Origin of the sequence: Roseburia sp. AF25-13LB (genome assembly GCF_003478915.1) — a bacterium.
Lineage (GTDB): Bacteria > Bacillota > Clostridia > Lachnospirales > Lachnospiraceae > Roseburia_C > Roseburia_C amylophila.
In genome coordinates this window covers 212,103-233,673 of record NZ_QUFO01000003.1, presented here as the reverse complement: position 1 = coordinate 233,673, position 21,571 = coordinate 212,103, and the positions used below count along the sequence as shown (strand labels likewise).

Below are 21,571 nucleotides of genomic sequence, written 5' to 3'. Positions count from 1 at the left end.
TTTCCTAAAAAAGGATATAGTAAAGCCACCTCACCACAATAGTGCAACGTATATGATACCACAAGTAGTTTTCTAAAGTCAAGCATTATTTTCGCACAATATGCATATATTTTTCAATATTGGGGAATAATTTTCATCCTCGCAGTGATGCAGCCTGCCATCTGCGTTTTTTATAGCTGCCTAACATCAGAAAAAGCAGCCATGAAATGCTTTTTTTCTTTGCATCCCATAGCTGCTTTTTTCTTTACCCTTTTTTCTTTATTTTTCTATTCTATTACATATTTCATTATCTATTTTATTGATTCCGGTTTTATTTTAAGTCCACATCCAGTTCTGCAATACTTTCACCTGCACCATTTTTGTTGGTTACGGATATATGGATTGTACTCTCTCCATTATAAAGCAGCATAATCCGTTCACTCTGGCTTCCATCCTCATTTGGGGTAAACTGGCCGCCTAACCACCACATTGCATTGCCTGCTTCGTCGGTAATAAATATATCCGGGTCATTATGTGGGTCATTGTACGGTGCGCCGGTAATATCCGGGAGCTGCATGTCAACGATCAAGACGGCACCGGTTTTGATCACCTGACTTACTGCAACACCATTATCTTCTTTATTTACTGCGATAGTCTCATTCTTGTAAGTATCCACATGCACCGGGAAGGAGAGCTGCCAGTCTCCGCTTACTTTTGTGGTGGTCTGATATTCTCCATTTTCATCCCATGCATCGGAAAGATAGCCTTCCAAGGTGTCTATGCTCCAGGTTACGGTAAAATCTTTCAAGTCCGAAACATCAATCGGATTATCATTTTCATCAGTCAATGTTGATAAATCAATTTGTTCCATCTTCACATAGCTTCCGTCCTCTGCCTTTTCAAAAGGCTGCCCGATTGCCGACTGAATCAGTGTTTCATTGATAGAAACATTTTCCATCACCTTATCACTCTGCGGTCCCATAATCCAATCTGATTCATTCAGTTTTTCATTGTCTGTGCTAAGGGTGGTTGTGTAGTAAAGCAGGTAACCATCGCAATACACATCCGAAACGCTTATCTTTACTCCACTCTGGTCTGTTTCCAGCACACACTGATTATCCGAAACCAATTCCGTGGACTCTTTTCCAATGGTAGAATAGATATCCGAAAGTTCCTTTTCATCTTTATCTCCCTGTGTTGCGCCAATCAGTTTTCCGATTGTGTTGCTGTAGATGCTGTCTGCCAGTGCAGAATTAGAAAATCCTGCTACTCCTACTGCAACCGCACAGGCTGCTGCCATTCCTGCCGCAATTTTTCTTATATTTTTATTTTTCTTATTCCTTTTTTCCATGTTCATACGTTTTACCTCCATCCGGATTCTCGTTTTATACCGTTCCTTTTCTTCGGAGGATAACTCTTCTACTTCATATTCATTCAAATCAATTTCCGCATCATTTAACATTTCATAGATTTTATCGTCTTTCATCTCTTCATGCCTCCTTCTGTTTCAAATACATGTTTCTCATTTTCCGCTTTCCTCTGGATACCCGGTTGTAAATGACATCTCTCGGAAGTCCGGTATCTTCGCTTATCTGCTCTACAGATTCTTCCTCTACAAATAATTTCATAAATATTTTCCGGTCAAGAGGTTTCAGGCACAAAAGCAATTGTTCTACTTCATGGCTTAATTCCCCTTCTATCAGTTGTTCTAACATCCTGTCATTTTCCGCCGCTGTCACATCATCCATACAAAGCTGTTCCAAGTCCCGCTTATATTTTCTAAGATAGTCGATGGCTTCGTACCGGGCAATGGCTGCCGCCCAGTTCTTGAAGCTGTTCTTCTTATCATCAAAGGATGCTGCGTGTTCCCAGATGGAAAGCAGCACATCGTTCATGCATTCTTCCTGTTTCTGTGGCATGGTAAATAAGTGTTTCCGGATGACCGCCTTAAGCAATCCACCATACATATCTATGACATAAATCAATGCTTCTTCATTATGCAATTGTAATTGCTGAATATAATTCTTCTCTGTTATCTTCATTGTTATCCTGCCTTTTGCTTCATGCACCATGGTTTGCATTTTTGCAGCTACACTTATTATTACGAATCTGATGTCTTAAATCTATCACTTTTATAAAAATATTTTCTATAAAGCAAAGAACCTTCCAGCATTTCTGCCAGAAGGTCTCTTCATTGTCCATCATCCATAAAAGCTGCCAGTGCCAGCTTCTTCAGGTGGAGTTCATTTTTACCGGAAGCTGTCCCAGTCTTTCTGCATAAATAAGTATGTAATTAGTGGGCACAATACTGCGCTGATGATACTTTTTACCACTCCAACCCCGCCAAAGATATTGATTACCAGACCGATTGCTGCACATGCAATCATCAGATAGAATCCAACCTTCTTCTGTGCAAACAAAATCAGGCCGGCACCTACGATAATAAGCACTTCTGCAATGAGGCTGACAATCAGCAGTGGCTGAATGAGCATTAACGGAATCATCATTACTCCGGAAATGATATTGATTACAAATACAATCCAGAGCCATACCTTAAGTCCTGTGTTCATAACTAATCTCCTGTTCTTATATTGTTTTCAAGTTACGCTACTATTATTACATATTTCCTTTTTTCGTCAATAGGTCTAAAGTCCTATAAACTACAAGAAAATCGGATCCATATTTCTATGAATCCGATTCCTATCATTTCTAATTCAGTTGTGAATCAAAAATTATTTTAATGTTACTTTAGCACCTTCAGCTTCTAATTTAGCTTTGATGTCATCAGCTGTAGCTTTGTCAGCCTGCTCTTTAACGATCTTAGGAGCGCCATCTACTAAGTCTTTAGCTTCTTTTAAGCCTAAGCCAGTAGCTTCACGAACTACTTTGATAACCTTAACTTTGTTTGGTCCAACTTCTGTTAACTCTACGTCAAACTCAGTCTTCTCTTCTGCTGCTGCTGCGTCTCCACCTGCTGCTGCAACTACAACGCCTGCTGCTGCGGATACACCGAACTCTTCTTCACAAGCTTTTACTAATTCATTTAACTCTAATACGCTTAACTCTTTGATAGCGTCAATCATCTCAGCTGTTGTTAATTTAGCCATTTTAATTTACCTCCGTTTTTGGTTTTGTTTTCAATAAATTGATTGGTTTGCAGATTATTCTGCTGCTGGAGCTTCCTCTGCAGGAGCTTCTACTGGAGCTTCTTCTGCAGGTGCTGCCTCTTCTGCCTTAACTTCTACGTCTGCTGCGCCGCCTTTTTCAGCGATCTGATTAATAACACGAGCGAAGTTTGTAATAGGAGACTGAATACTTCCAAGGAATTTGGAAAGTAATTCTTCTCTGGATGGGATTGTAGCGATTGCTTTCATTCCATCTGCATCATAGAAGGTTCCTTCTACTACGCCGGCTTTAATCTCAAGTGCAGGAGCTGTCTTTGCAAATTTAGCAATTACTCTTGCAGGTGCTGTTGCATCTGTTGTTGAAATTGCGAATGCGTTTGGTCCTTCCAATACGTCGGAAAGGCTTTCGAAATCAGTTCCTTTGATTGCAAAATTAACTAATGTATTCTTATATACTTTATAAGCAACACCAGCTTCTCTTAACTGCTTACGCAGCTGAGTATCTTCTGCAACGGTAAGTCCACGGTAGTCAACGACTACTACTGACTGTGCATCTTTAATCTGCTCAGAAATTTCCTGTACGATAGGCTGTTTAAGTTCTACTTTTGCCACGAATCGTGCACCTCCTTCTTTATTTTTCATCTTGCGAAAGACAGGTACATTACCTTAAAAAATCCTCTCTGTGGAAGACAGAGAGGATTTGAAATCTCATTTACAAATACATAAGTATCTGCATTTCCTCGGTAGGTTCTCTACGGTTACGCCTTACGGCACCTACTGTCTTCGGCAATATGCTTTGCTATTATAGCAATTAATATCTTGGATGTCAATAACAAAAACTAAACAAGCTTCAGTGGGTTGATTTTTACACCCGGTCCCATGGTAGGAGCTACAGAAACGCTCTTCATGTACTGACCTTTTAATGTAGCCGGTTTTGCTTTGTTTACGGCATCAATAAGAGTCTGGAAGTTGTCCGCTAATTGTTCTTCACTAAAGGATGCTTTTCCAATTGGCACATGGATAATATTTGCTTTGTCTAATCTATACTCGATTTTTCCGGCTTTGATATCGTTTACTGCCTTGGTAACGTCCATAGTAACAGTTCCAGCTTTTGGGTTTGGCATTAAGCCCTTCGGTCCAAGTACACGACCAAGACGTCCAACAACACCCATCATATCAGGAGTTGCAACAACAACGTCGAAGTCAAGCCATCCTTCGTTCTGGATCTTCGGAATCAATTCCTCTCCACCAACGAAATCAGCACCTGCTGCCTGAGCCTCGTCTAATTTGGTTCCCTTTGCGAATACTAATACTTTTACAGCTTTACCAGTTCCGTGTGGTAATACAACTGCACCACGAATCTGCTGATCTGCGTGACGTCCGTCACATCCGGTACGAATGTGAACTTCGATAGTCTCATCAAATTTTGCAACGGCTGCTTTCTTTGCAAGTCCGATTGCTTCTGCCGGATCATATAAAGTTGCTCTATCAATTGATTTTGCAGCTTCTAAATATTTCTTTCCTCTTTTCATTCTAAATAACCTCCTGTGGTATTATCGGGAGTGGTACCCTCCCACGTTTCCATTTAGTCCTCTACTTCGATTCCCATACTTCTTGCTGTTCCTGCGATCATGCTCATTGCAGCTTCAACAGATGCAGCATTTAAGTCTGGCATTTTCAGCTCAGCGATTTCCTGAAGCTTAGCTTTAGAAATCTTTGCAACTTTTGTCTTGTTCGGAGTTGCAGATGCACTCTTTAAGTTGCAGGCCTTTTTCAGCAGTACTGCTGCTGGAGGAGTTTTTGTAATGAAGCTGAAGCTTCTGTCTGCGTAAACAGTGATAACTACAGGAACGATTGTATCTCCCATATCTGCTGTTTTTGCATTAAACTGTTTTGTGAATTCCACAATATTCACACCATGCTGACCTAAAGCAGGTCCAACAGGTGGTGCCGGAGTTGCTTTGCCGGCAGGAATCTGCAATTTGATATATCCTTCTACTTTCTTTGCCATTTGAGGTTGCCTCCTTTAATTCATCTTCTTTACATCTGAAAAACTAATCTCGACCGGAGTCTCCCGGCCAAATAAATCCACATTAATCGTACAAATCTGTTTTCCGTGATCCATACGCTGGATAACACCGATGGTGTCCTTCCACACACCACCGATTACAACGACGGTATCGCCTTCATCGAAATCTACGACAATGTTGTCTGACTTGATTCCCAGTGGTCTCATTTCAGCGTCAGTGAGTGGTACCGGCTTAGATCCCGGTCCAACAAATCCGGTTACGCCTCTGGTATTTCTTACCACATACCAGGTATCATCATTCATGACCATATTGATAAGCACATATCCCGGGAACATTTTCTTCTGAACCTGCTTTTTCGCACCGTTCTTAAGCTCGACAACATCCTGCATCGGTACTCTGACTTCGAGTATCTGCTCTTCTAAATGCCGGTTCTCGATTGCCTTATCGATGTTCGCTTTGACCTTATTCTCATAACCTGAATAGGTATGAACTACATACCAGTGTGCCTCTGCCATAATCACCTATGCCTCCATTATAAATTCACTAGAAAATTCACACCGTACTGGATGATTGTATCCAGAAGTGTAATTATCAGACCAAGTACAACTGACACAATAACAACTGCTGTTGTCTGACGGGCAAGTGATTCTTTTGTAGGCCAAATGATTTTTTTGAATTCAGCCTTAAGACCGGCGAACCAGCTCTCTTTTACTGCTGTGTTCTTGTTTTCGGTTTCTCCCATTTTGTCACTTCCTTTTCTTTTTGCTCATTGTCACGCATTCACAAATTATTTTGTTTCTTTGTGTAATGTATGAGTCTTGCAGAATCTACAATACTTCTTTGTCTCCATTCTGTCTGGATGAGCTTTCTTGTCTTTTGTCATGTTGTAATTACGCTGCTTGCATTCTGTGCATGCTAATGTAATCTTTGTGCGCACAACTTCCACCTCCATTACTTTCTTTGTGTTTTCTATGCCTATTTTTAGGCATAAAAAAAAGACTTACTTCCAAGCTAGTCTATGATAGCACAAACCACATGGAGCGTCAACTCTTTTTTCACATTCTCTGTAAACTTGTAATCCAGTACATATATTACCACAAAATCTAGCGTTTTTGCAACATTTTTTGTATATCTTGTAGATGACTTTTTCTTATTTTTATGCTATATTAGATATGTATAAATGGATTTTACTATACCCCGGCATTAAGAAGATGCACATTTCATGGAAGAAAGGAGGGGGTTATTTATGGCATCTGCTATTCTTGATAATATGTATAACTATTATCTTACAACTTATGGCAAGTCTACCGTTTCCCGGTATGATTCCCACAAGAAGAGTGAGTTGCGCTCTGTTTACAATAATATTGTAAAAATCAATAAAGAATCCCCTCTTTACAAAATAAAAGATTCTGCTGATGCACAGAAGTTTGCTATCGATATCAAAGAGCATGCCCGTGATTTAAAAAATGTCATTGCTTCTTTATCTACCGGTGACAGTCTTGCAGAGGCTTTTCAGAAAAAAATTGCCGTTTCTGATCAGGATGATATTGTTGATGCAGATTATATTGGAAACGGAGATTCCGGCGAGAATACCAACAGCTTTCAGATGGAAATCAAGAAGCTTGCTTCTCCGCAGTTAAACTACGGTAATTACTTAAAGGATGACCAGCTTGCTTTTAAACCAGGCAGTTATTCCTTTGATCTGAATACCAGCAGTGCTTCCTATGAGTTCCAGTTTAATGTAAATCCGGATGATACCAACCGGAGTGTCCAGGATAAGCTGGCAAAGCTTTTCAATACTGCCAGCATTGGCATTCATGCAGATGTTAAAGAAGATGACTCCGGCCACAGTGCCCTGGTCTTAACTTCCAGACAGACCGGTCTTAAGGATGACGAAGATTTTCTGTTCCAGATTCTGCCGGGAACTTCCAACGAATCCATACAGGCAATGGATAAGCTTGGTATTAACAAGGTTACGGATGCAGCTTCCAATTCCGTTTTTCTGTTAAACGGTACGGAACACAGTTCCTATTCCAATACGTTTACCATCAACAATACTTTTGAAGTACACCTGAAAGCGGTCAGCCCGGAAGGCAGACCTGCTACCCTTGGTTTTAAAGCAAATGTGGATGCCGTTGCCGATAATATTCAGGAACTGGTGGATTCCTATAATTCCATGGTGGATACCGCTAATGAATACCGCGAGTCGCAGCCGACCAGCCAGAAGCTGCTTTCTGATATGAGCGGTGTTGCACAGCATTTTAAAAATGATTTTGAAGCCATCGGACTTATTATAAATTCTGATTCTACTATTTCCGTTGACCGGGATTTACTGGCGGACGCTGTCGAATCGGATGATGCCGCCGAGAGTTTCCATGTATTAAACCGCTTTAAGAATGCCTTAAGTGCAAAAGCCAACCAGGCTTCCTTAAATCCGATGCAGTACGTGGACAAAGTAATTGTTGCTTACAAGAACCCGGGCAAGAATTTTGCCACACCTTATATTACGTCTATGTACTCTGGTTTGATGCTGGATAAATATTTATAAGACCTGACTTTTACATGTGGAAAAAATCAGGTCTTATTTTTTTGCCGCCGGTAGCAGGTTATGTTCTTTATTTTGCGAAGCTGGTGCTTTGTGTATACAATTCATCCGGACAGATATCCTGACCTTCCGGCCATACAACAGTATATCCATCTGTTCTTACCCTTCTAAAGTAATCCGGGTTCTCCAATTTTCCATACCACGAGCCTTTTATATATGGTTTAACATCAAACCGCTTTCTTTCTCCATTATCAAATTCAACATCAAGAATATAACCTTCTTCCGCCCGAACGCTTGTAGCCGTTGGTCTAAGCATCTTCATATCCTCCTTGTTCTGTTCCATTATTTTAATGGAGCTATCCGGAAATAGCCTTCTCCCTCACTTAGCATTTTCCAATTGGCATATAATTCATCTTCATGGATTGTCATCCATGCCAATAACATTTTTAACTGCCGATTAGGGAACTTGCCTTCCAATACTTCTCCATTCAGCGAAACTACAATTTCCTCTTCTCCATACAACGCATGAATATGTGGTTTACTATGTTTTCCACCTTTTTCACTCTGCATGCGTACAGTAATCCCATAAAACATTGATAATGCGGACATTTCATTCTTCCTCCTATGCAATTTTTCACAGGAGTTTTCTAAAAAAATCCCGCTTTTTCTGTGAGTTTAAAGCATGAATTTTTCAAGAAATATAAGATGTGTTCATTGATTCTATGAAATGAGGCATTATACGGATTTCTTTTTGCGTATTGCCAAAATTATGAAAAAATATGCTTCGTAGCTATTGTAACATAACCGTCGAAGCATATACAATACAAGTTTCTAAAAACACTGTAAAGCGTCTCTAATTTTTTTATAAATCCACTATCTTCTACTCCTCCCCAATCTTTTCCAACATAAACTTCAGACGTTTCCGATAGCTGCAGCAGTTCTTCACTTTCTCATAACCGTTCTTTGCTATCTGCTGCCGTTCTTCCTCATGGGTAAGATAGTAGCTGCATTTTTCTACCAGTTCTGCTTCGGATTCAAAGCAAGCCAAATCTTTTCCAATTTCAAAATAATCCGGTAATTCTGCCTGATAATTGGTCAGCAGGAATCCACCTGCACCAAGTACATCAAAAATCCGTAGTGGCAGCCCGCTCTTGATATTCGGAATCGTAAAATTAAGATTGATTTTCGAATAGTGGAATACCTTCGGCATCTCCGACCAATAATCTACTGAGCCGCAATTCTTTACCCGAAGCAAAGTATCTCCGCCTGTATTTGTATAAAGGTTTACCGGGAATTTAGCCGCCAGTGCCAGCAATGCACGCTGTCTCTGCAAAGAAGCAGTTTTAAACCCAAGCACCGTTGTTGCAAATACCAGCCCCAGATCAGAAAAAGAATCCTTCGATTTCTTCAGTTCAAAATATTCCGATACATGCTCTAAGATATCCGCAGTCAACATCGGTTCAATTATATTGCCGCCGCTGATATTAAGCTGTGCCTCCATGACAGCGTCAAAATAACCCCGCAAATATTCCGGGAATCTTTTTTCCAGTTCATCATAGCTGTTCTTCTCATATAAATTTCCTACAAAAGAAATCCCGCCGGCAAAATCCCGCACCGAATGTTTTGAAGCATTCCCACTATCTGCTTCTGCCAACTGCATTTTATCCATAGTATCCTGTGCAAATAGCTCATCCAGCCGGTCCGTATCCACTGCCAGCGGCAGATGCCAGATATGTTTTACGCCCATTCCCTTGAATTCCAGATAATTGGTCTTATCAAAGAGAAAGAAATAATTGCAGTCCAAGAATACATTCTTGTGATACATGCTAAGCAGCGGGCTGTCACAGCTCCAGGATACATACTTTATCCCCATCTGCTGGCATACTCCGGAAATCACTGCGAAATAATTCACCGTAAAGACAAAGTCATAGTTTTTCTGCTGCAAGATGCCATGCAAACGTGCTGCAAACGATTCATCCTCATCATAGCTTTCCAGTTCCTGCTCAATTACATCCACCTGATGTCCCATGGATTGGAATGTTGCAATGATGTCTATGTAGTTGTAGGAATTCCAGCGGTAAACCAAAATATTCATGGGGTGGCTCCTTTTATTTTCATTGCCTTTTTATTTACAATTAGTATATAACATTTTTTCTTCTTGTCCAAATCTTTTTGCTATGTTAAAATGTGAAAAAGCATATATTATACAATCTATATGGCACTTTCTATGTTGCAAAGGTTCGTTCCTTTGCAGAACAGATGCCTTTGGATGATGCCGTACAAAAGGCTGTCACCGAATGCATTCAGGAAAATATTCTGGCAGATTTTCTTAAGAAGAATCAGGCGGAGGTAATTGCTATGAGTATTTTTGAATATGATAAAGTTGAAGAAGAGAAAAAACTGAGAAAAGCTGAATTTGACACCGGTGTTGAACAGGGATTTAAACAGGGTGTTGAACAGGGGGATTGAGCAAGGATTAAAGCAAGGTGTTGAACAGGGGATTAACCTTGGGCAGAAACAGGCTTCAACCGATACCGCCCTTCGTCTTTTGAAAACAGGAAAGTTTGATGCAAAGGAAATCGCAGAACTTTGTCATCTTTCGATAGATGAAGTAAATCAATTAAATAATCAGAAGTGATAATAAACAGCTCCTGCGTAATGATATGCTACCCTCATATAGGACAATGAAATATAAAAGTCCTATATGGGGGTATTTTCATGTCCAGAAAAAGCAAAATAGAACCAATAGTAAAGGTAAAAATAGTTGAGCAATATCTTGCCGGAGAAATTGTATTGAATCAGGCAAGTAAAAAACTTGGGGTTGCTTGCCAGAGTATTAGGAAATGGATTTCTATATACCGATGCAATGGACCAGCCGGTTTACTTAATCAACCTAAAAACAAGAGTTACTCAAAAACACTAAAAATGTCTGCGGTAAATGATTATCTTAATAGAGCGGGTTCTCTTGATGATATTTGCTTGAAATACGGAATCCGGTCACACACACAACTTTTAAAGTGGATTCAGGTGTATAATTCTGGTGGAATATTAAAGACATACACTGGAGGTGCTTGCATGAAAAAAGGCAAAATCAACGACTTTTGATGAAAGATTAAAAATCGTTACAAAATGCCTTGCGAACGACAAGAATTATGAGGCAATGGCATTGAAATATCAATGTTCTTATCAACAAGTCCGTACACTGGGTAAAACGATATGAAGAAATGGGAAGTAAAGGTCTTGAAGACCGCCGTGGTAGACGTGTCGGATCATTGCCAAGCCGTACACCGGAAGAAGAATTGCGTGATAAAATCGCTGAACTGGAAAGAAAAAATCTTGATTTACAAATGGAGAATGATCTGTAAAAAAGTCAGAGAATTGCAGCTATAACTGATTACATCAATTACTACAATAACCAACGATTGCAAAGAAAGTTAAATGTAATGATACTCGGAATATCATAATCAATATATAAAAGTAGCCCAAAAATATCGCCAGCCGTAAATCGGCTGACGATACCAAAATTTATTATTTTTTATTGTTCTCTTGACAGGTAGCACACCATAACACAGGAGCTGTTTTTATAAAGTATTTTATAATACATCTTCTAAAATCTTCCGCATACGGTCTTCAAACCGAAAATCTTTCTTTACCCGCTCCAATCCACTTGTTGCAATGCACTTTCTTCTCCTAATTTAAAATACTTTGCTAGCTTTGAATTGTATTTTTCTATAATTCATATTTTTTATCTTTCTATCCATATATGTTCCTATAATCCAGTCAGTTTTTCAAACAGTTTTATAGCATCATATACATTTTTCACTCCATATTCAGCTGCATCTAAAACAACCCCTCCTTCGGCATTCCGAGAGTTTGTATATATTTTTTTCTCTTCAATTTTCTTAAGTCTTTCTTCATCTACTAATACAGGTTTTAGCATTGGTTTAAAAACATTTTTTTCAAACCAGTCTAAGAATTCTTTTCCATGCAAAGAGGCTGCATAGTACATTTCATGAATTTTTCGATCAAATGTTACATCTCTAATATCCAATTCTGATGAAAGATTTTGAAACATCTTTTTCCAATCAAAAACTTCCGTCAAATAACTTTTTGGAATGATATTCATACTTACCATCCTTAACAAAGTTGTATATAAGGAACTTGTGTCCGTACCAGTAAACGCTATCAATTTTTCATATTCTGTCTGACAATAGCAGCCCGCATTATTATCATGTTTTCTCTCTTTCATCATTGCTTCAAATTCTTTGTTCGTTTGTTCACCAATATTTGACTTTGCTCCTACAGACCCACTGCTCATTCCAGCAATTGTCAATGGATATTTCAAATTCAAAATTTTATCATGAATACACGCTGTTAATACGCCCATATAAATATCCTGGCAAATTCCATCCCATAATCGTCCTGTTTTAGCCATTAAGGTCTCCATATAGCTGTGTTTAAAGCAAGAATTGATATAAAGCATAGGTAATGAATACATTTCGCGAGAATTGTTCAGAATCATTGCCAAATAATCAATATTATCTCTATACTCCACTTCCAATATATCTTTCTCGTATTTTCGTGGAATCATGAACTGGTTCTGTTGCCCTCCATTAAATCCTGGCCATGCATAAAACCCTCTTTCCCATTGAATAATTTCCTCATTTGGAAAGGCCTCTATTACTTCCTCTAGCGCGCTTAATCCCCATGGTAATAAGCCATCATCAGAACCCAAAGCAAAAATATATTCTCCCTTTGCATGTATATATGCATATTCAAAACTTTTTGATAATGGCAAATCCCGTGGGGTCTTCATATATCTTATTTTAGAATCATTCCACTCCTTGCATAATTCATATACATCTGCATTATGTCCCGTCGAATTGTCACTTATGATAATTTCATAATCACTTTCATCCCGTTGCTCAATGCACGTCCTCAAAGTATATCTTAAAGTATCTGCTGAATTCCGTGCCGGAATAATAATAGAAAATTTTTTTACAGGTTCTTCATTCACCAAGGCATTACAATCTTCTCCATATAAATCAGATAAATAATCCAGATAATTTCCTATCCATCCAAAGCCTATTTCATCATCGTACTTTTCATATCCTATATACAAATACCCCATTTGTTTATGAAATTCTAAATCTTTGAATTTCTTTACAGTACTAAACGCCAAAGCAAAACCAGTAATTTCTTCTATAGCTTCATCTACTGTATCAACTTCAATAACATCTTTTCCCAACATCTGTAAGCATTTCTTTAATGCATTAAATTTAATATTATTCTGTCCCACCATTCCAATAAAACAGACCTTTTTTTGCTTTTTATTCAGAAGATATTCTTTCAAATATTCTATATTATATATCTGGTTAGTCCATTCTCTTGTAATATCTTTTATTTGATACATCTGATTCAAAACCAAGCTCAACGTATGATACATTACCCATTCCTGGCATACATAGTTCTCATCCCGAAGCTTTATTAAACTATTTTCAGAAAAATTTCCGTTTACAATGTTTTTATACAACAATTCAATTGACTCTGTGTTTATATCTGCTTCTTTTTGCATGGAATTATTAGAAATTCTATCATTTCGTCTAATGTCTAGCTGATCTTTACAGCACATTGCTAATTCTTTATAAACTTTAATGATTTCCTGTACCCCTGGATAATCATAAGACGCATTGCATTTTTCTGACAAAATAGTCGTTATTCTATCCCACTCCATTCCACTATAATAAAGTGCCCTTGCCTTCAATGCATATAATGGTACCCGTACAGGTTTCCATTTTTCCAGTGCGTCCACCTCTTTCAATATTTCTTTTGCATTTTCGCCTGTCAAACAACTATTCAAACAATCAATTTTTCTCAGATATGTATTTTCTTCCATTCTTTTTCTCTCTAAATATCTAATAACCGGTAATTCTCGGGTGGATTATATGAAATAGTTCGATTCAAATTGAATTTCTTTTCAAATTCTTCAATTTCTCTTTTCAAATCTAATCCAATGTATCTTTCCATATTCATTAATATAGCGTATCTTTCATCTTCAACAATATCTCTTTTTAATGCTGGTGCTAAAAATAGATATCGAACAGCTGCCTCTTTTTCCCCACATTTATACATTTTTAATGCATATCGCAAGCACATACTACCAAGCTTTTCTACCGCTTCATGATAACGTTCCGCAGGTTTACTCATTCCAAACTGTTTAGAAATATCACAAAATGCATGTATCAATTGATAATGTTCGAAAATTCCCAATAAATTCTTTTCTGATTCATTTGTTTCATTTCCTGTATGTACTCTATACTGGCAAAGTGGTTCTTTAATATATGCCACATCACCACACATTGCTGCCAAAAAATTATTATACCAATCTCCTGCCACATTAAATATTCTTTTATATTTTTTAATCGGGGTAAGCATGCTTGCTCGCTGCATTCTCTGACCTGGTATTGCTATTCCTGCCATCATAAACACTGCAGCCTGACTTTCCCCATCAACAACACAATTCTGATTATAAAATGGGGGTAATTGATGAATATTTCCAAATTCATCAATCTCGCTCCTATGAACCATTACCATTGCAACACTTGGATTTTCATCAAACACACGAATACACTTTTCAATAAAAGTCGGTTCAATTGCATCATCACTAGCGAGAAAAAATATATATTCTCCCTCTATATCTCTCGATAGATAATTTGAATTACCATCACTTCCTATATTCCTTTTATTTTGGGACACATTATAATAAAAACCTTTGTCGCGGAATTTATCCCTATAACTCAATGCAATCTCATACGAATTATCTGTCGATTGATTGTCCCGAAAAAGAACTTCAATATTAGGATAAGTCTGATTTAATATACTATCCAAACAATATTCCAAATATTCTCCATAATTATAATTTGGTACACAAATGCTTACTAATGGGTATCTTTTCACTTTTAGCCTCCTTAATCAGCAATTATTTTACTTAATTGGGCATGTATCAAATGTTGCAATTGAAACTATGACACTCTCCTAAATTAAACATTTTACTTTTCTCCTTGTTGTGCTTTCCACTATAATATCGAGTATATATTCATAATAGGAATTATAGTTTTTATATTCATTTTTTTTAATTGTTCACCTATTTCCATGTCATTTTTTACAAATACAACAACTAACAAATCCTCATATTCTTTTAATTTTTCTGGGTTAACACATGGAATGCCCTGTATCTCTTGCCCCCACATATTTGAATTATTATCAGAAAAGACCTCTGCTTGCATCACTTCATCCCATGCCCCATAAAAATACTGATCATAAAACAGCCTTCCCATGCCAAATACTGCAATATGCTTTGCATTTGCTATCGCCTCTATGTATTCTCTCCATTTTTCTGCATTTTTTTTGGGAAGAACCCCTTTTTCATTGTATTGTTCGATAATTTTTTTTACCATGCTTGAAGGCCAGTTTTTTTCTTCTCTCGCTCCTGAACAACTTCTGCACAAATTATTTATAGAATCATCCTCAAAACCTTTTAGTATTTTTTGATATTCCTCTCCCTCAGCAATCTCTTTCCATTCTTGTCTCACAAGATTTCCCAATACATGTTGCATTCCATAATCCATACAACATAATGCAACTGTTCCATCCGGCAATACTTCTGGCGTCCATATACCTATATTTGTTGCAGACCCCGCCATACATCGGATTCTTCCTTTTGGTTTTGTTTTTGGCAATTCTTCATATTCTAAATTTCCTGCTCTATCAAACATTGAACTAGTAATAACTTTATCTTTAAGTAACATATCTTTTACACTTTCATGAATTTCTCCATGAACCGAATATGCACTAATTTGATTTCCCAGCCTCTTCATCGTTTGTTCAAATATATTAAGATACTCTTTTGTCAAACGAAATTTTGAATTAAACTTCTGATCTGGAATATGTATCGTCAATTCATCAAATGATATTTTTTCCAAAATATCTAAATCTTTCTCTGTCACTCCCGTTAACGAAGTAAACAAGCGTACCTTGTATCCATTATCAAAAGCATATTTTATCATTTCTGCACAATTTTCATTATGAAATGGTTCTACCATTCCCGAAATAATCACGCCTCCTCCTAGTTCAATCTGCGATAAACATCTTTTAAATGTATCCATACTCATTTTTCTAACTTTATGTAATCTATATGCTTTCTGCAATTTTTCCTGGGGACAATATTTGCACTGCAAACTGCATCCCAATGCTAATGTAAACTCTAATGCTCTTGCTTTTTTACTGTTCTCCATAAAATATATCCTCATCCTTTAATGCTGCATAACAATCTGTATCCCATGCTAACGGGGAATGATGCCTCATATATAATTTATATCTATTATCAAAACTTATAATTTGCAAAGGTATTTCCCATAAATCTTCCAGCCTATGGTATGCACTTATGCACAATTTAGGACTATTGTACCGTATTAGTTTCTTGGCTCCCTCCAGAGATTCTTGTTCTGCACCTTCAACATCCATTTTTATAAATGTAACCTTTTTTTCACCTATAACCTTATCTATAGCATCCAATTTTCCTATTTTCCCATCTCCTGCTATATGCGTTCCCGTTCCCTCTCCATTATATCTAATTTCTTTTGACTTGTTTGAAGTTCCAACATTATAAACACTAACCTTTTTTATATCTTTATTCTTTAAATTCTGAAGCATTTCATCGTAATTTTTCTTTTCCAATTCAAAAGCATAAATATGCTCATATTCATAATTTACACATTCCACAAAATTTATAATAGAATCTCCATTATATGCCCCAGCATCAACCAATACTTCATCCTTCCCAAATTGAAATATTTCACTATTAAAATATTCATTACCTGTTTCCATCTCTCCCCACAATGTTTCTGAATATTGTGGCGCAATACGAAGGCATATTGCTTCTTTATATATTTTTTTTGACTGGCTATCCTGCAGCAAATCATATACTTTTAGTATTTTTTCTTTGTTTTTTTCAAACCACAATCCCTTGTGAAAATCTGAATAAACATTGTAAAACAAATCTCCAAAATAAAAAAACTTTATTTTTCTTTTCTCTAACTGCTTCTTTATTTCCCTATAATGGCTAACCATAATAATAACTATGGTATCTTCCATAGTACTTAATTCAGCAGGAGATATGCATTTATAACCACAAACCTCCGTTCCCCATATGCGGCTATTATTATCACATACAAAATCGATTCTGTTTAAAAAATGGTGATATCCCTTAAAAAAAGAACCTGTTCCAAAAACACATACTTTTTTTGCATGCTCCACTTCTTTCCATCGTTTAGCTTCCTCATAAAACAAACAATTATCTGTTTCTATTGCATAATCAATTGCTTTTTCCAGCTCATTTCTCTCCGACAAACCATTTTCCTCCCTGTATTTTTTTGTAATCCCCTGAAAAAATGATACCTCTTCACTTTCTCTATCTATTTTTTTTATTTTTTCTGTATCCGGTTCTAACCAGAAAGTTCTCTTTGGATTACTTTGTTTCGCGCCAAAATGCAAAGCACTTCCAGGTGCTACAATATCACGGATTTCCTCTACAAATTCTTTCAATATTCGCGTATCATCTGACGCAATATGGTAAATTCCCTCTGAAACATCCTTCTCTCCTAAAAGTCTTAATATACGTGCGCAATCCGTAATATATATATAATTCCACATGTTCTCACATGGAGATAATTCCGGAATATCCCCTTTTTTCAATGTGTCTATCACATAATTTACAAGCGTTCCAGGATTTTCTCCCACGCCATATACACTATAAATTCTTGGCCAGATGAATGGTATCTCTAATTGTTTTGCCAAAACTTGTCCCATCTGATACGCTGCCAGCTTCGCTGCACCATACATCATAAATGGATGTGGATTTGTTTCTTCTTCCTTTGCGGTCTCCTTCACCACACCATATTCTGCCTGGCTTCCCGCACCAATGATCTTTTTACAACCACATTCTTTTGCCGTTTTAATCGCCTTTGCAGTATACTCAATATTTTTATACTGCATTTCAAAATCTTCTCTATCAGTTCCAGCAGAACCATTCCATGCCAAATGATAAAAAAGGTCTGCCTGTCCTATTTTTTTCGAAAGCTGTTCCAATTCTTCCATTTCCATTTCAAGCAATTGTATTTTATGAGGATTCTTTCCCCATGTATTCACTTCCTGTTTCAGGCTTTCTTTTCTGCTACTATGTGGTCTGATTATTGCAAATATCTCATGCCCAGCATTTATCAGTTCTTTGCACAATGCCTTTCCTATAAAACCCGTTGCACCCGTTACAATTATTTTCATTTTCTTTTAGTACCCTTCATTTCCAGACTTTTGTTAAATCTTCTTATATCTCCAATCCTTCAATCAATGGTGTCATATCATACAATGGTCTTGACGCCATCTGTCCATCTTCTCTCATATAATTGCACTGACGTGGTAATATTTTTTGCTGGATATCAGTATTCACGCGACAGACTACAGGTTCATCACTTTGCAGAACCTCGGCTATTTTTTCTTTCAGATTTTCCTCATTCAAAATGGACATTGCTTTGATTCCAAATGCTTTTGCAATATTTTCCATGTTCGGAAGTGTTAAGCCAGATTCTTTATTACATCCTGTAAGTCGGTGGAAATTGCCATTTTGTGATCCATATATCATAGAATAACCTGCATTGTCAGATACAAATATTTTAACTGGAAGCTGATATCTTGCAATTACTTCCAATTCCTGCATATTCATGGCAATACTTCCATCTCCCGTTACACAAACCACCTTTGCTCTATCTGAAACAGCTCTGTTGCATAATTTATTTATCTTCTTATCTTTTGACGCTTCATAAATACGTTTATTTGCAAACGCACTTCCAATAGAAGCCGGTACATCATATCCCATAGCAGCCAATCCTTTATTAAGAAACGCCCGCTGTCCCCACTTCACTTTAAATACCTTCATGGCGATATCCACCGTTGTACCTGAACTAGTAAACTGATACATATCATATGGTTTCATCTGTTCTGAAATTTCTTCAATCAAATTATAATTGCTTACAAATCCAGCTCTTGCTTCCTGTTCTTTTATCCGTACCGGATACTTCATCTGCAGTTTGCTACACTCATCCAGCCATTCCAGTTTGCTTTTATCTGAAAGAGTAACTTCATCTATATGTGCAAGCATTTTGCAGATAAAGGACTTAGCAGATGCGACAACTTTTTTCTCTGGATGAAGTGATTTCTTATTCATTTCATTCTCATCAATATCCACCATAACATGTATTGCATTTTCCAGGAAACTTGCGAAATTATATCCTGTTGCCAAAAGATTGAATCTTGTTCCAATACTTATTACCAGATCTGCCTTATGCACAATCATATTTGCAGCTCTATGGCCCACCCCACCCGGACGGCCTGCATACAGTGGATGGTCACTTTCAATCAAATCTACACCATTCCAGGATGTAACCACAGGAATTCCCAGTGCAGTATACAGCCTTCTTGCTTCTTCTATACAATGATCCAGTCGGATGCCATGACCTATATAAAGAATTGGTCTTTTGCTTTTATTTATTAAGCTGATAACTTCTGAAATATCTTCCTCTTTTGCAATATATTCCTCTTCCAATCCAGTTCCACAGATACTTTCTCCTTTAGCATATTGCATTGGAATTTGATTATCCTGAAATTTTGCACATTTATTAATATCAATCATACTAGCCTGAATATCAAGTGGTACATCAATCCACACTGGACCTGGTCTTCCATAGACTGCCATTGCTGCTGCTTTTTCCATTTCATAGACAATGTCTTCGGGTTTCTGTATCTGTACAGCATATTTTGTATAGGACTGTACCATAGACATAATATTTACTTCCTGAATACCAAACTGGCGTATTCCCTGATTTTCTACCAAATCATCCCTCTTTACCTGACCAGAAATAAAAATTACCGGTACCGAATCAAGATACGCTCCTACAAGTCCAGTTAATGCATTGGTAGCTCCTGGTCCACTGGTTACCAGGCATGCAGCATATCCATCTTTTCCTCTGGCATAAGCCTCTGCTGCAACAGCAGCTCCCTGTTCAAAAATCATGGAAACTGCCTCAATTTTCGGATTTGCACCCAAAGAATCATTCAAATGCATTGCTCCACCACCTGGTACATAAAAAACATCCTGAATGCCTATGGATGCTAAATATTCTATGATATAATCCGATACTTTCATCGCTTTTCTCCACCTGTATTCTTATACTTTTTCAAAATAACTTCTCGTAACAAACATAATATTCATTTTTCCTGCGTCTGTTTCTACAAAATCATGATACATATCTTTAATTTCTTTATTAAGTTTTGCATAGTCTATGTCCGAACTAAGAGTTGGCAATGATTCATCTGCATAACTCTCATTGTAAGCTGTTTTAAAACCGTCAAATCCTGCAATATATACTTCTTTTGCTCCTATTGTTTCCAATAGGCGAAGCATACACATTACCGCATTATCAAAATGTTCCCATCCACGTTTAATAACACGATTGAAATTGACAATCATTTCTTTTTCCTGCGCCTTTGTCTTTACATTCGACAATACAATTCTTTTTGTATTATCAAATTCTTTTGCATATGCAGATTTTGCATATTCATAGCGTACTCTGTTTGAGAAAAAAAGATAATCATATTTATAATCTGGTAAAATAGCATTAACTGCTATTGTAATGACATTCTTTTCTTTTAAAACTGTCTGTACCTTTTCATATGAATCCACAGATGATTTCCCCGGTGCAACAAGCAGAATTTTCTTTTCTGCAAAGATTTCCGTCAGTTGTTTTACATTTTCGTCATCTTCTACCAGTCTGCTCTGATTTTCAATATACTTTTCTTCTAACAAACCATAATCATATTTTAAACGATCTTCAGCTGATAAAGAAGCAATAACATTTCTCATATCCTTTGCTGATGTACGATGATTATTTAAAAGGTATGCAATATTATTCACATGGCAACAATATGTCCCTGCAATAAAATATTCCGTAGAATAACCCCACTTATATTTTTCCTGGAATGAAACCATATAAGTATCAATCGCATCTAACACCTCATCCAAATTATAATTTTTATGATACTTTCGGTTTAAAAAGTTTGTAAGCAGCTCTGTTGTTGTATTTCCTGCACCACGTCCCATTCCACACAGACTTGCATCTACCATTATATTTCTATCTTTTTCCGAAAAGTAATTCACAAATGTCATACTATTCGCAAACGCCATTTGCTGGTTATTATGCGAATGAAATCCCAGCCGGATTTCTTTTTCAAGACCAGCGTCCAGTATCTTTGCAATCCGCAACAAATCTTCTTCATACATTGCTCCAAAAGTATCTACAATGGAAAGACCTTCCGGTTTAAATTTATTCATCTTCTCTGCAAGTTCTTTTAAATCTTTCTCTTTATATGCCAGGGTATTGGCAGCCTGAAAATATATCCGATAACCCTTCTTACGGATTCTATCCGCAATTTCCATCCCTTCTTTTACTTTTCCATGCGGAAATACAACTCTTATGGCATCTATAGAAGTTCCATCATATTCCGGCAAAACGCTGTCATCATATCGGTTCCAGTCTATCATTGCAACATAAGTACACTCTTTTTTCTTTTCTACAATATATGGCAAAACATCCTCAGGCAAATGATAAAATGAACTCCCCTCTTCATGGTCATAATCCTTTAACCATCCACATTCAATTACCTCAACATTTGCATTCTGAAGCTTATATATTATTCCTCTGATTGCTCCATCCCCAAATTTGGAATCTACAATATATGCCCCATCTCTTAGTGTACAATCCAGCACTTCTATATTTCCCATT

25 protein-coding genes and 1 other annotated feature are annotated in these 21,571 nt (G+C 37.2%); of the genes, 6 read left to right on the top strand and 19 right to left on the bottom strand.

Annotated features, from left to right (window positions below):
* Positions 1-310 precede the first annotated feature (310 nt).
* From DWY37_RS06400 to rpmG, 10 genes are all read right to left on the bottom strand, one after another.
* On the bottom strand, positions 311-1,465 hold the full coding sequence (locus tag DWY37_RS06400) for a DUF4179 domain-containing protein (RefSeq protein ID WP_118541236.1): 1,155 nt from the start codon (positions 1,463-1,465) through the stop codon (positions 311-313).
* A gap of 4 nt (positions 1,466-1,469) precedes the next feature.
* On the bottom strand, positions 1,470-2,021 hold the full coding sequence (locus DWY37_RS06395) for a sigma-70 family RNA polymerase sigma factor (protein WP_117697282.1): 552 nt from the start codon (positions 2,019-2,021) through the stop codon (positions 1,470-1,472).
* Positions 2,022-2,228: 207 nt separating this feature from the next.
* A complete protein-coding gene (locus tag DWY37_RS06390) occupies positions 2,229-2,549 on the bottom strand; it encodes a hypothetical protein (RefSeq protein WP_118056678.1) in 321 nt (106 codons plus the stop codon).
* Between the two features lie 162 nt (positions 2,550-2,711).
* Positions 2,712-3,086, bottom strand: coding sequence for a 50S ribosomal protein L7/L12 (rplL, locus tag DWY37_RS06385; protein WP_117697286.1), 375 nt, complete (start codon positions 3,084-3,086; stop codon positions 2,712-2,714).
* A 54-nt stretch (positions 3,087-3,140) separates the two neighbouring features.
* Entirely contained in the window at positions 3,141-3,716 is a 576-nt protein-coding gene (gene rplJ / locus DWY37_RS06380; protein ID WP_022242927.1) for a 50S ribosomal protein L10, read from the bottom strand.
* Between the two features lie 47 nt (positions 3,717-3,763).
* Positions 3,764-3,909, bottom strand: a sequence feature (ribosomal protein L10 leader region).
* 34 nt (positions 3,910-3,943) lie between these two features.
* The gene (gene rplA, locus DWY37_RS06375; RefSeq protein ID WP_022242926.1) at positions 3,944-4,636 is read right to left on the bottom strand and encodes a 50S ribosomal protein L1; all 693 of its coding nucleotides are present in this window, start codon (positions 4,634-4,636) and stop codon (positions 3,944-3,946) included.
* 53 nt (positions 4,637-4,689) lie between these two features.
* Positions 4,690-5,115: a 50S ribosomal protein L11 gene (gene rplK, locus DWY37_RS06370; protein WP_022242925.1), complete on the bottom strand. Its 426-nt coding sequence runs from the start codon at positions 5,113-5,115 to the stop codon at positions 4,690-4,692.
* A gap of 15 nt (positions 5,116-5,130) precedes the next feature.
* Positions 5,131-5,649, bottom strand: a complete 519-nt coding sequence (gene nusG, locus DWY37_RS06365) for a transcription termination/antitermination protein NusG (RefSeq protein ID WP_022242924.1) — start codon at positions 5,647-5,649, stop codon at positions 5,131-5,133.
* Between the two features lie 17 nt (positions 5,650-5,666).
* Positions 5,667-5,876 (bottom strand): preprotein translocase subunit SecE, encoded by a 210-nt coding sequence (secE, locus tag DWY37_RS06360; RefSeq protein ID WP_022242923.1) that lies wholly within the window; start codon positions 5,874-5,876, stop codon positions 5,667-5,669.
* Positions 5,877-5,921: 45 nt separating this feature from the next.
* Positions 5,922-6,071 (bottom strand): 50S ribosomal protein L33, encoded by a 150-nt coding sequence (rpmG, locus tag DWY37_RS06355; RefSeq protein ID WP_117697288.1) that lies wholly within the window; start codon positions 6,069-6,071, stop codon positions 5,922-5,924.
* A 309-nt stretch (positions 6,072-6,380) separates the two neighbouring features.
* On the opposite strand from rpmG, the gene fliD reads away from it, so the two are divergent.
* Positions 6,381-7,682, top strand: a complete 1,302-nt coding sequence (gene fliD / locus DWY37_RS06350; RefSeq protein WP_117841464.1) for a flagellar filament capping protein FliD — start codon at positions 6,381-6,383, stop codon at positions 7,680-7,682.
* Between the two features lie 67 nt (positions 7,683-7,749).
* Here fliD and DWY37_RS06345 read toward each other — a convergent pair whose 3' ends face one another.
* The 3 genes from DWY37_RS06345 to DWY37_RS06335 form a co-directional block, all read right to left on the bottom strand.
* Positions 7,750-7,995: a DUF2442 domain-containing protein gene (locus DWY37_RS06345; protein WP_022242921.1), complete on the bottom strand. Its 246-nt coding sequence runs from the start codon at positions 7,993-7,995 to the stop codon at positions 7,750-7,752.
* A 26-nt stretch (positions 7,996-8,021) separates the two neighbouring features.
* Positions 8,022-8,288: a DUF4160 domain-containing protein gene (locus tag DWY37_RS06340; RefSeq protein WP_118541238.1), complete on the bottom strand. Its 267-nt coding sequence runs from the start codon at positions 8,286-8,288 to the stop codon at positions 8,022-8,024.
* Positions 8,289-8,559: 271 nt separating this feature from the next.
* Complete coding sequence (locus DWY37_RS06335) at positions 8,560-9,774, bottom strand: CgeB family protein (RefSeq protein ID WP_118541240.1); 1,215 nt, start codon at positions 9,772-9,774, stop codon at positions 8,560-8,562.
* Positions 9,775-9,866: 92 nt separating this feature from the next.
* On the opposite strand from DWY37_RS06335, the gene DWY37_RS06330 reads away from it, so the two are divergent.
* From DWY37_RS06330 to DWY37_RS16475, 5 genes are all read left to right on the top strand, one after another.
* Positions 9,867-10,148 (top strand): hypothetical protein, encoded by a 282-nt coding sequence (locus DWY37_RS06330; protein ID WP_147403583.1) that lies wholly within the window; start codon positions 9,867-9,869, stop codon positions 10,146-10,148.
* The gene (locus DWY37_RS06325; RefSeq protein ID WP_118541244.1) at positions 10,129-10,317 is read left to right on the top strand and encodes a hypothetical protein; all 189 of its coding nucleotides are present in this window, start codon (positions 10,129-10,131) and stop codon (positions 10,315-10,317) included. Before DWY37_RS06330 ends, DWY37_RS06325 begins: the two co-directional genes overlap by 20 nt.
* 80 nt (positions 10,318-10,397) lie before the next feature.
* On the top strand, positions 10,398-10,784 hold the full coding sequence (locus DWY37_RS06320; RefSeq protein WP_118544409.1) for a helix-turn-helix domain-containing protein: 387 nt from the start codon (positions 10,398-10,400) through the stop codon (positions 10,782-10,784).
* 119 nt (positions 10,785-10,903) lie between these two features.
* Positions 10,904-11,044, top strand: a complete 141-nt coding sequence (locus DWY37_RS15795; protein ID WP_158575656.1) for a hypothetical protein — start codon at positions 10,904-10,906, stop codon at positions 11,042-11,044.
* Between the two features lie 12 nt (positions 11,045-11,056).
* Positions 11,057-11,143, top strand: coding sequence for an IS3 family transposase (locus DWY37_RS16475; protein WP_118541253.1), 87 nt, complete (start codon positions 11,057-11,059; stop codon positions 11,141-11,143).
* 305 nt (positions 11,144-11,448) lie between these two features.
* Here DWY37_RS16475 and DWY37_RS06310 read toward each other — a convergent pair whose 3' ends face one another.
* From DWY37_RS06310 to DWY37_RS06285, 6 genes are all read right to left on the bottom strand, one after another.
* Positions 11,449-13,575, bottom strand: a complete 2,127-nt coding sequence (locus DWY37_RS06310) for a glycosyltransferase family 2 protein (RefSeq protein WP_118544410.1) — start codon at positions 13,573-13,575, stop codon at positions 11,449-11,451.
* A gap of 11 nt (positions 13,576-13,586) precedes the next feature.
* The gene (locus DWY37_RS06305) at positions 13,587-14,636 is read right to left on the bottom strand and encodes a glycosyltransferase family A protein (RefSeq protein WP_118544411.1); all 1,050 of its coding nucleotides are present in this window, start codon (positions 14,634-14,636) and stop codon (positions 13,587-13,589) included.
* 119 nt (positions 14,637-14,755) lie between these two features.
* Positions 14,756-15,973: a radical SAM/SPASM domain-containing protein gene (locus tag DWY37_RS06300; protein ID WP_158575654.1), complete on the bottom strand. Its 1,218-nt coding sequence runs from the start codon at positions 15,971-15,973 to the stop codon at positions 14,756-14,758.
* Positions 15,960-18,017, bottom strand: coding sequence for an FkbM family methyltransferase (locus tag DWY37_RS06295; protein ID WP_118542200.1), 2,058 nt, complete (start codon positions 18,015-18,017; stop codon positions 15,960-15,962). Before DWY37_RS06295 ends, DWY37_RS06300 begins: the two co-directional genes overlap by 14 nt.
* A 43-nt stretch (positions 18,018-18,060) precedes the next feature.
* Complete coding sequence (locus tag DWY37_RS06290) at positions 18,061-19,935, bottom strand: thiamine pyrophosphate-binding protein (RefSeq protein ID WP_118544413.1); 1,875 nt, start codon at positions 19,933-19,935, stop codon at positions 18,061-18,063.
* Positions 19,936-19,956: 21 nt separating this feature from the next.
* Positions 19,957-21,570 (bottom strand): aldolase catalytic domain-containing protein, encoded by a 1,614-nt coding sequence (locus tag DWY37_RS06285; RefSeq protein WP_118542194.1) that lies wholly within the window; start codon positions 21,568-21,570, stop codon positions 19,957-19,959.
* Position 21,571: the final 1 nt, after the last annotated feature.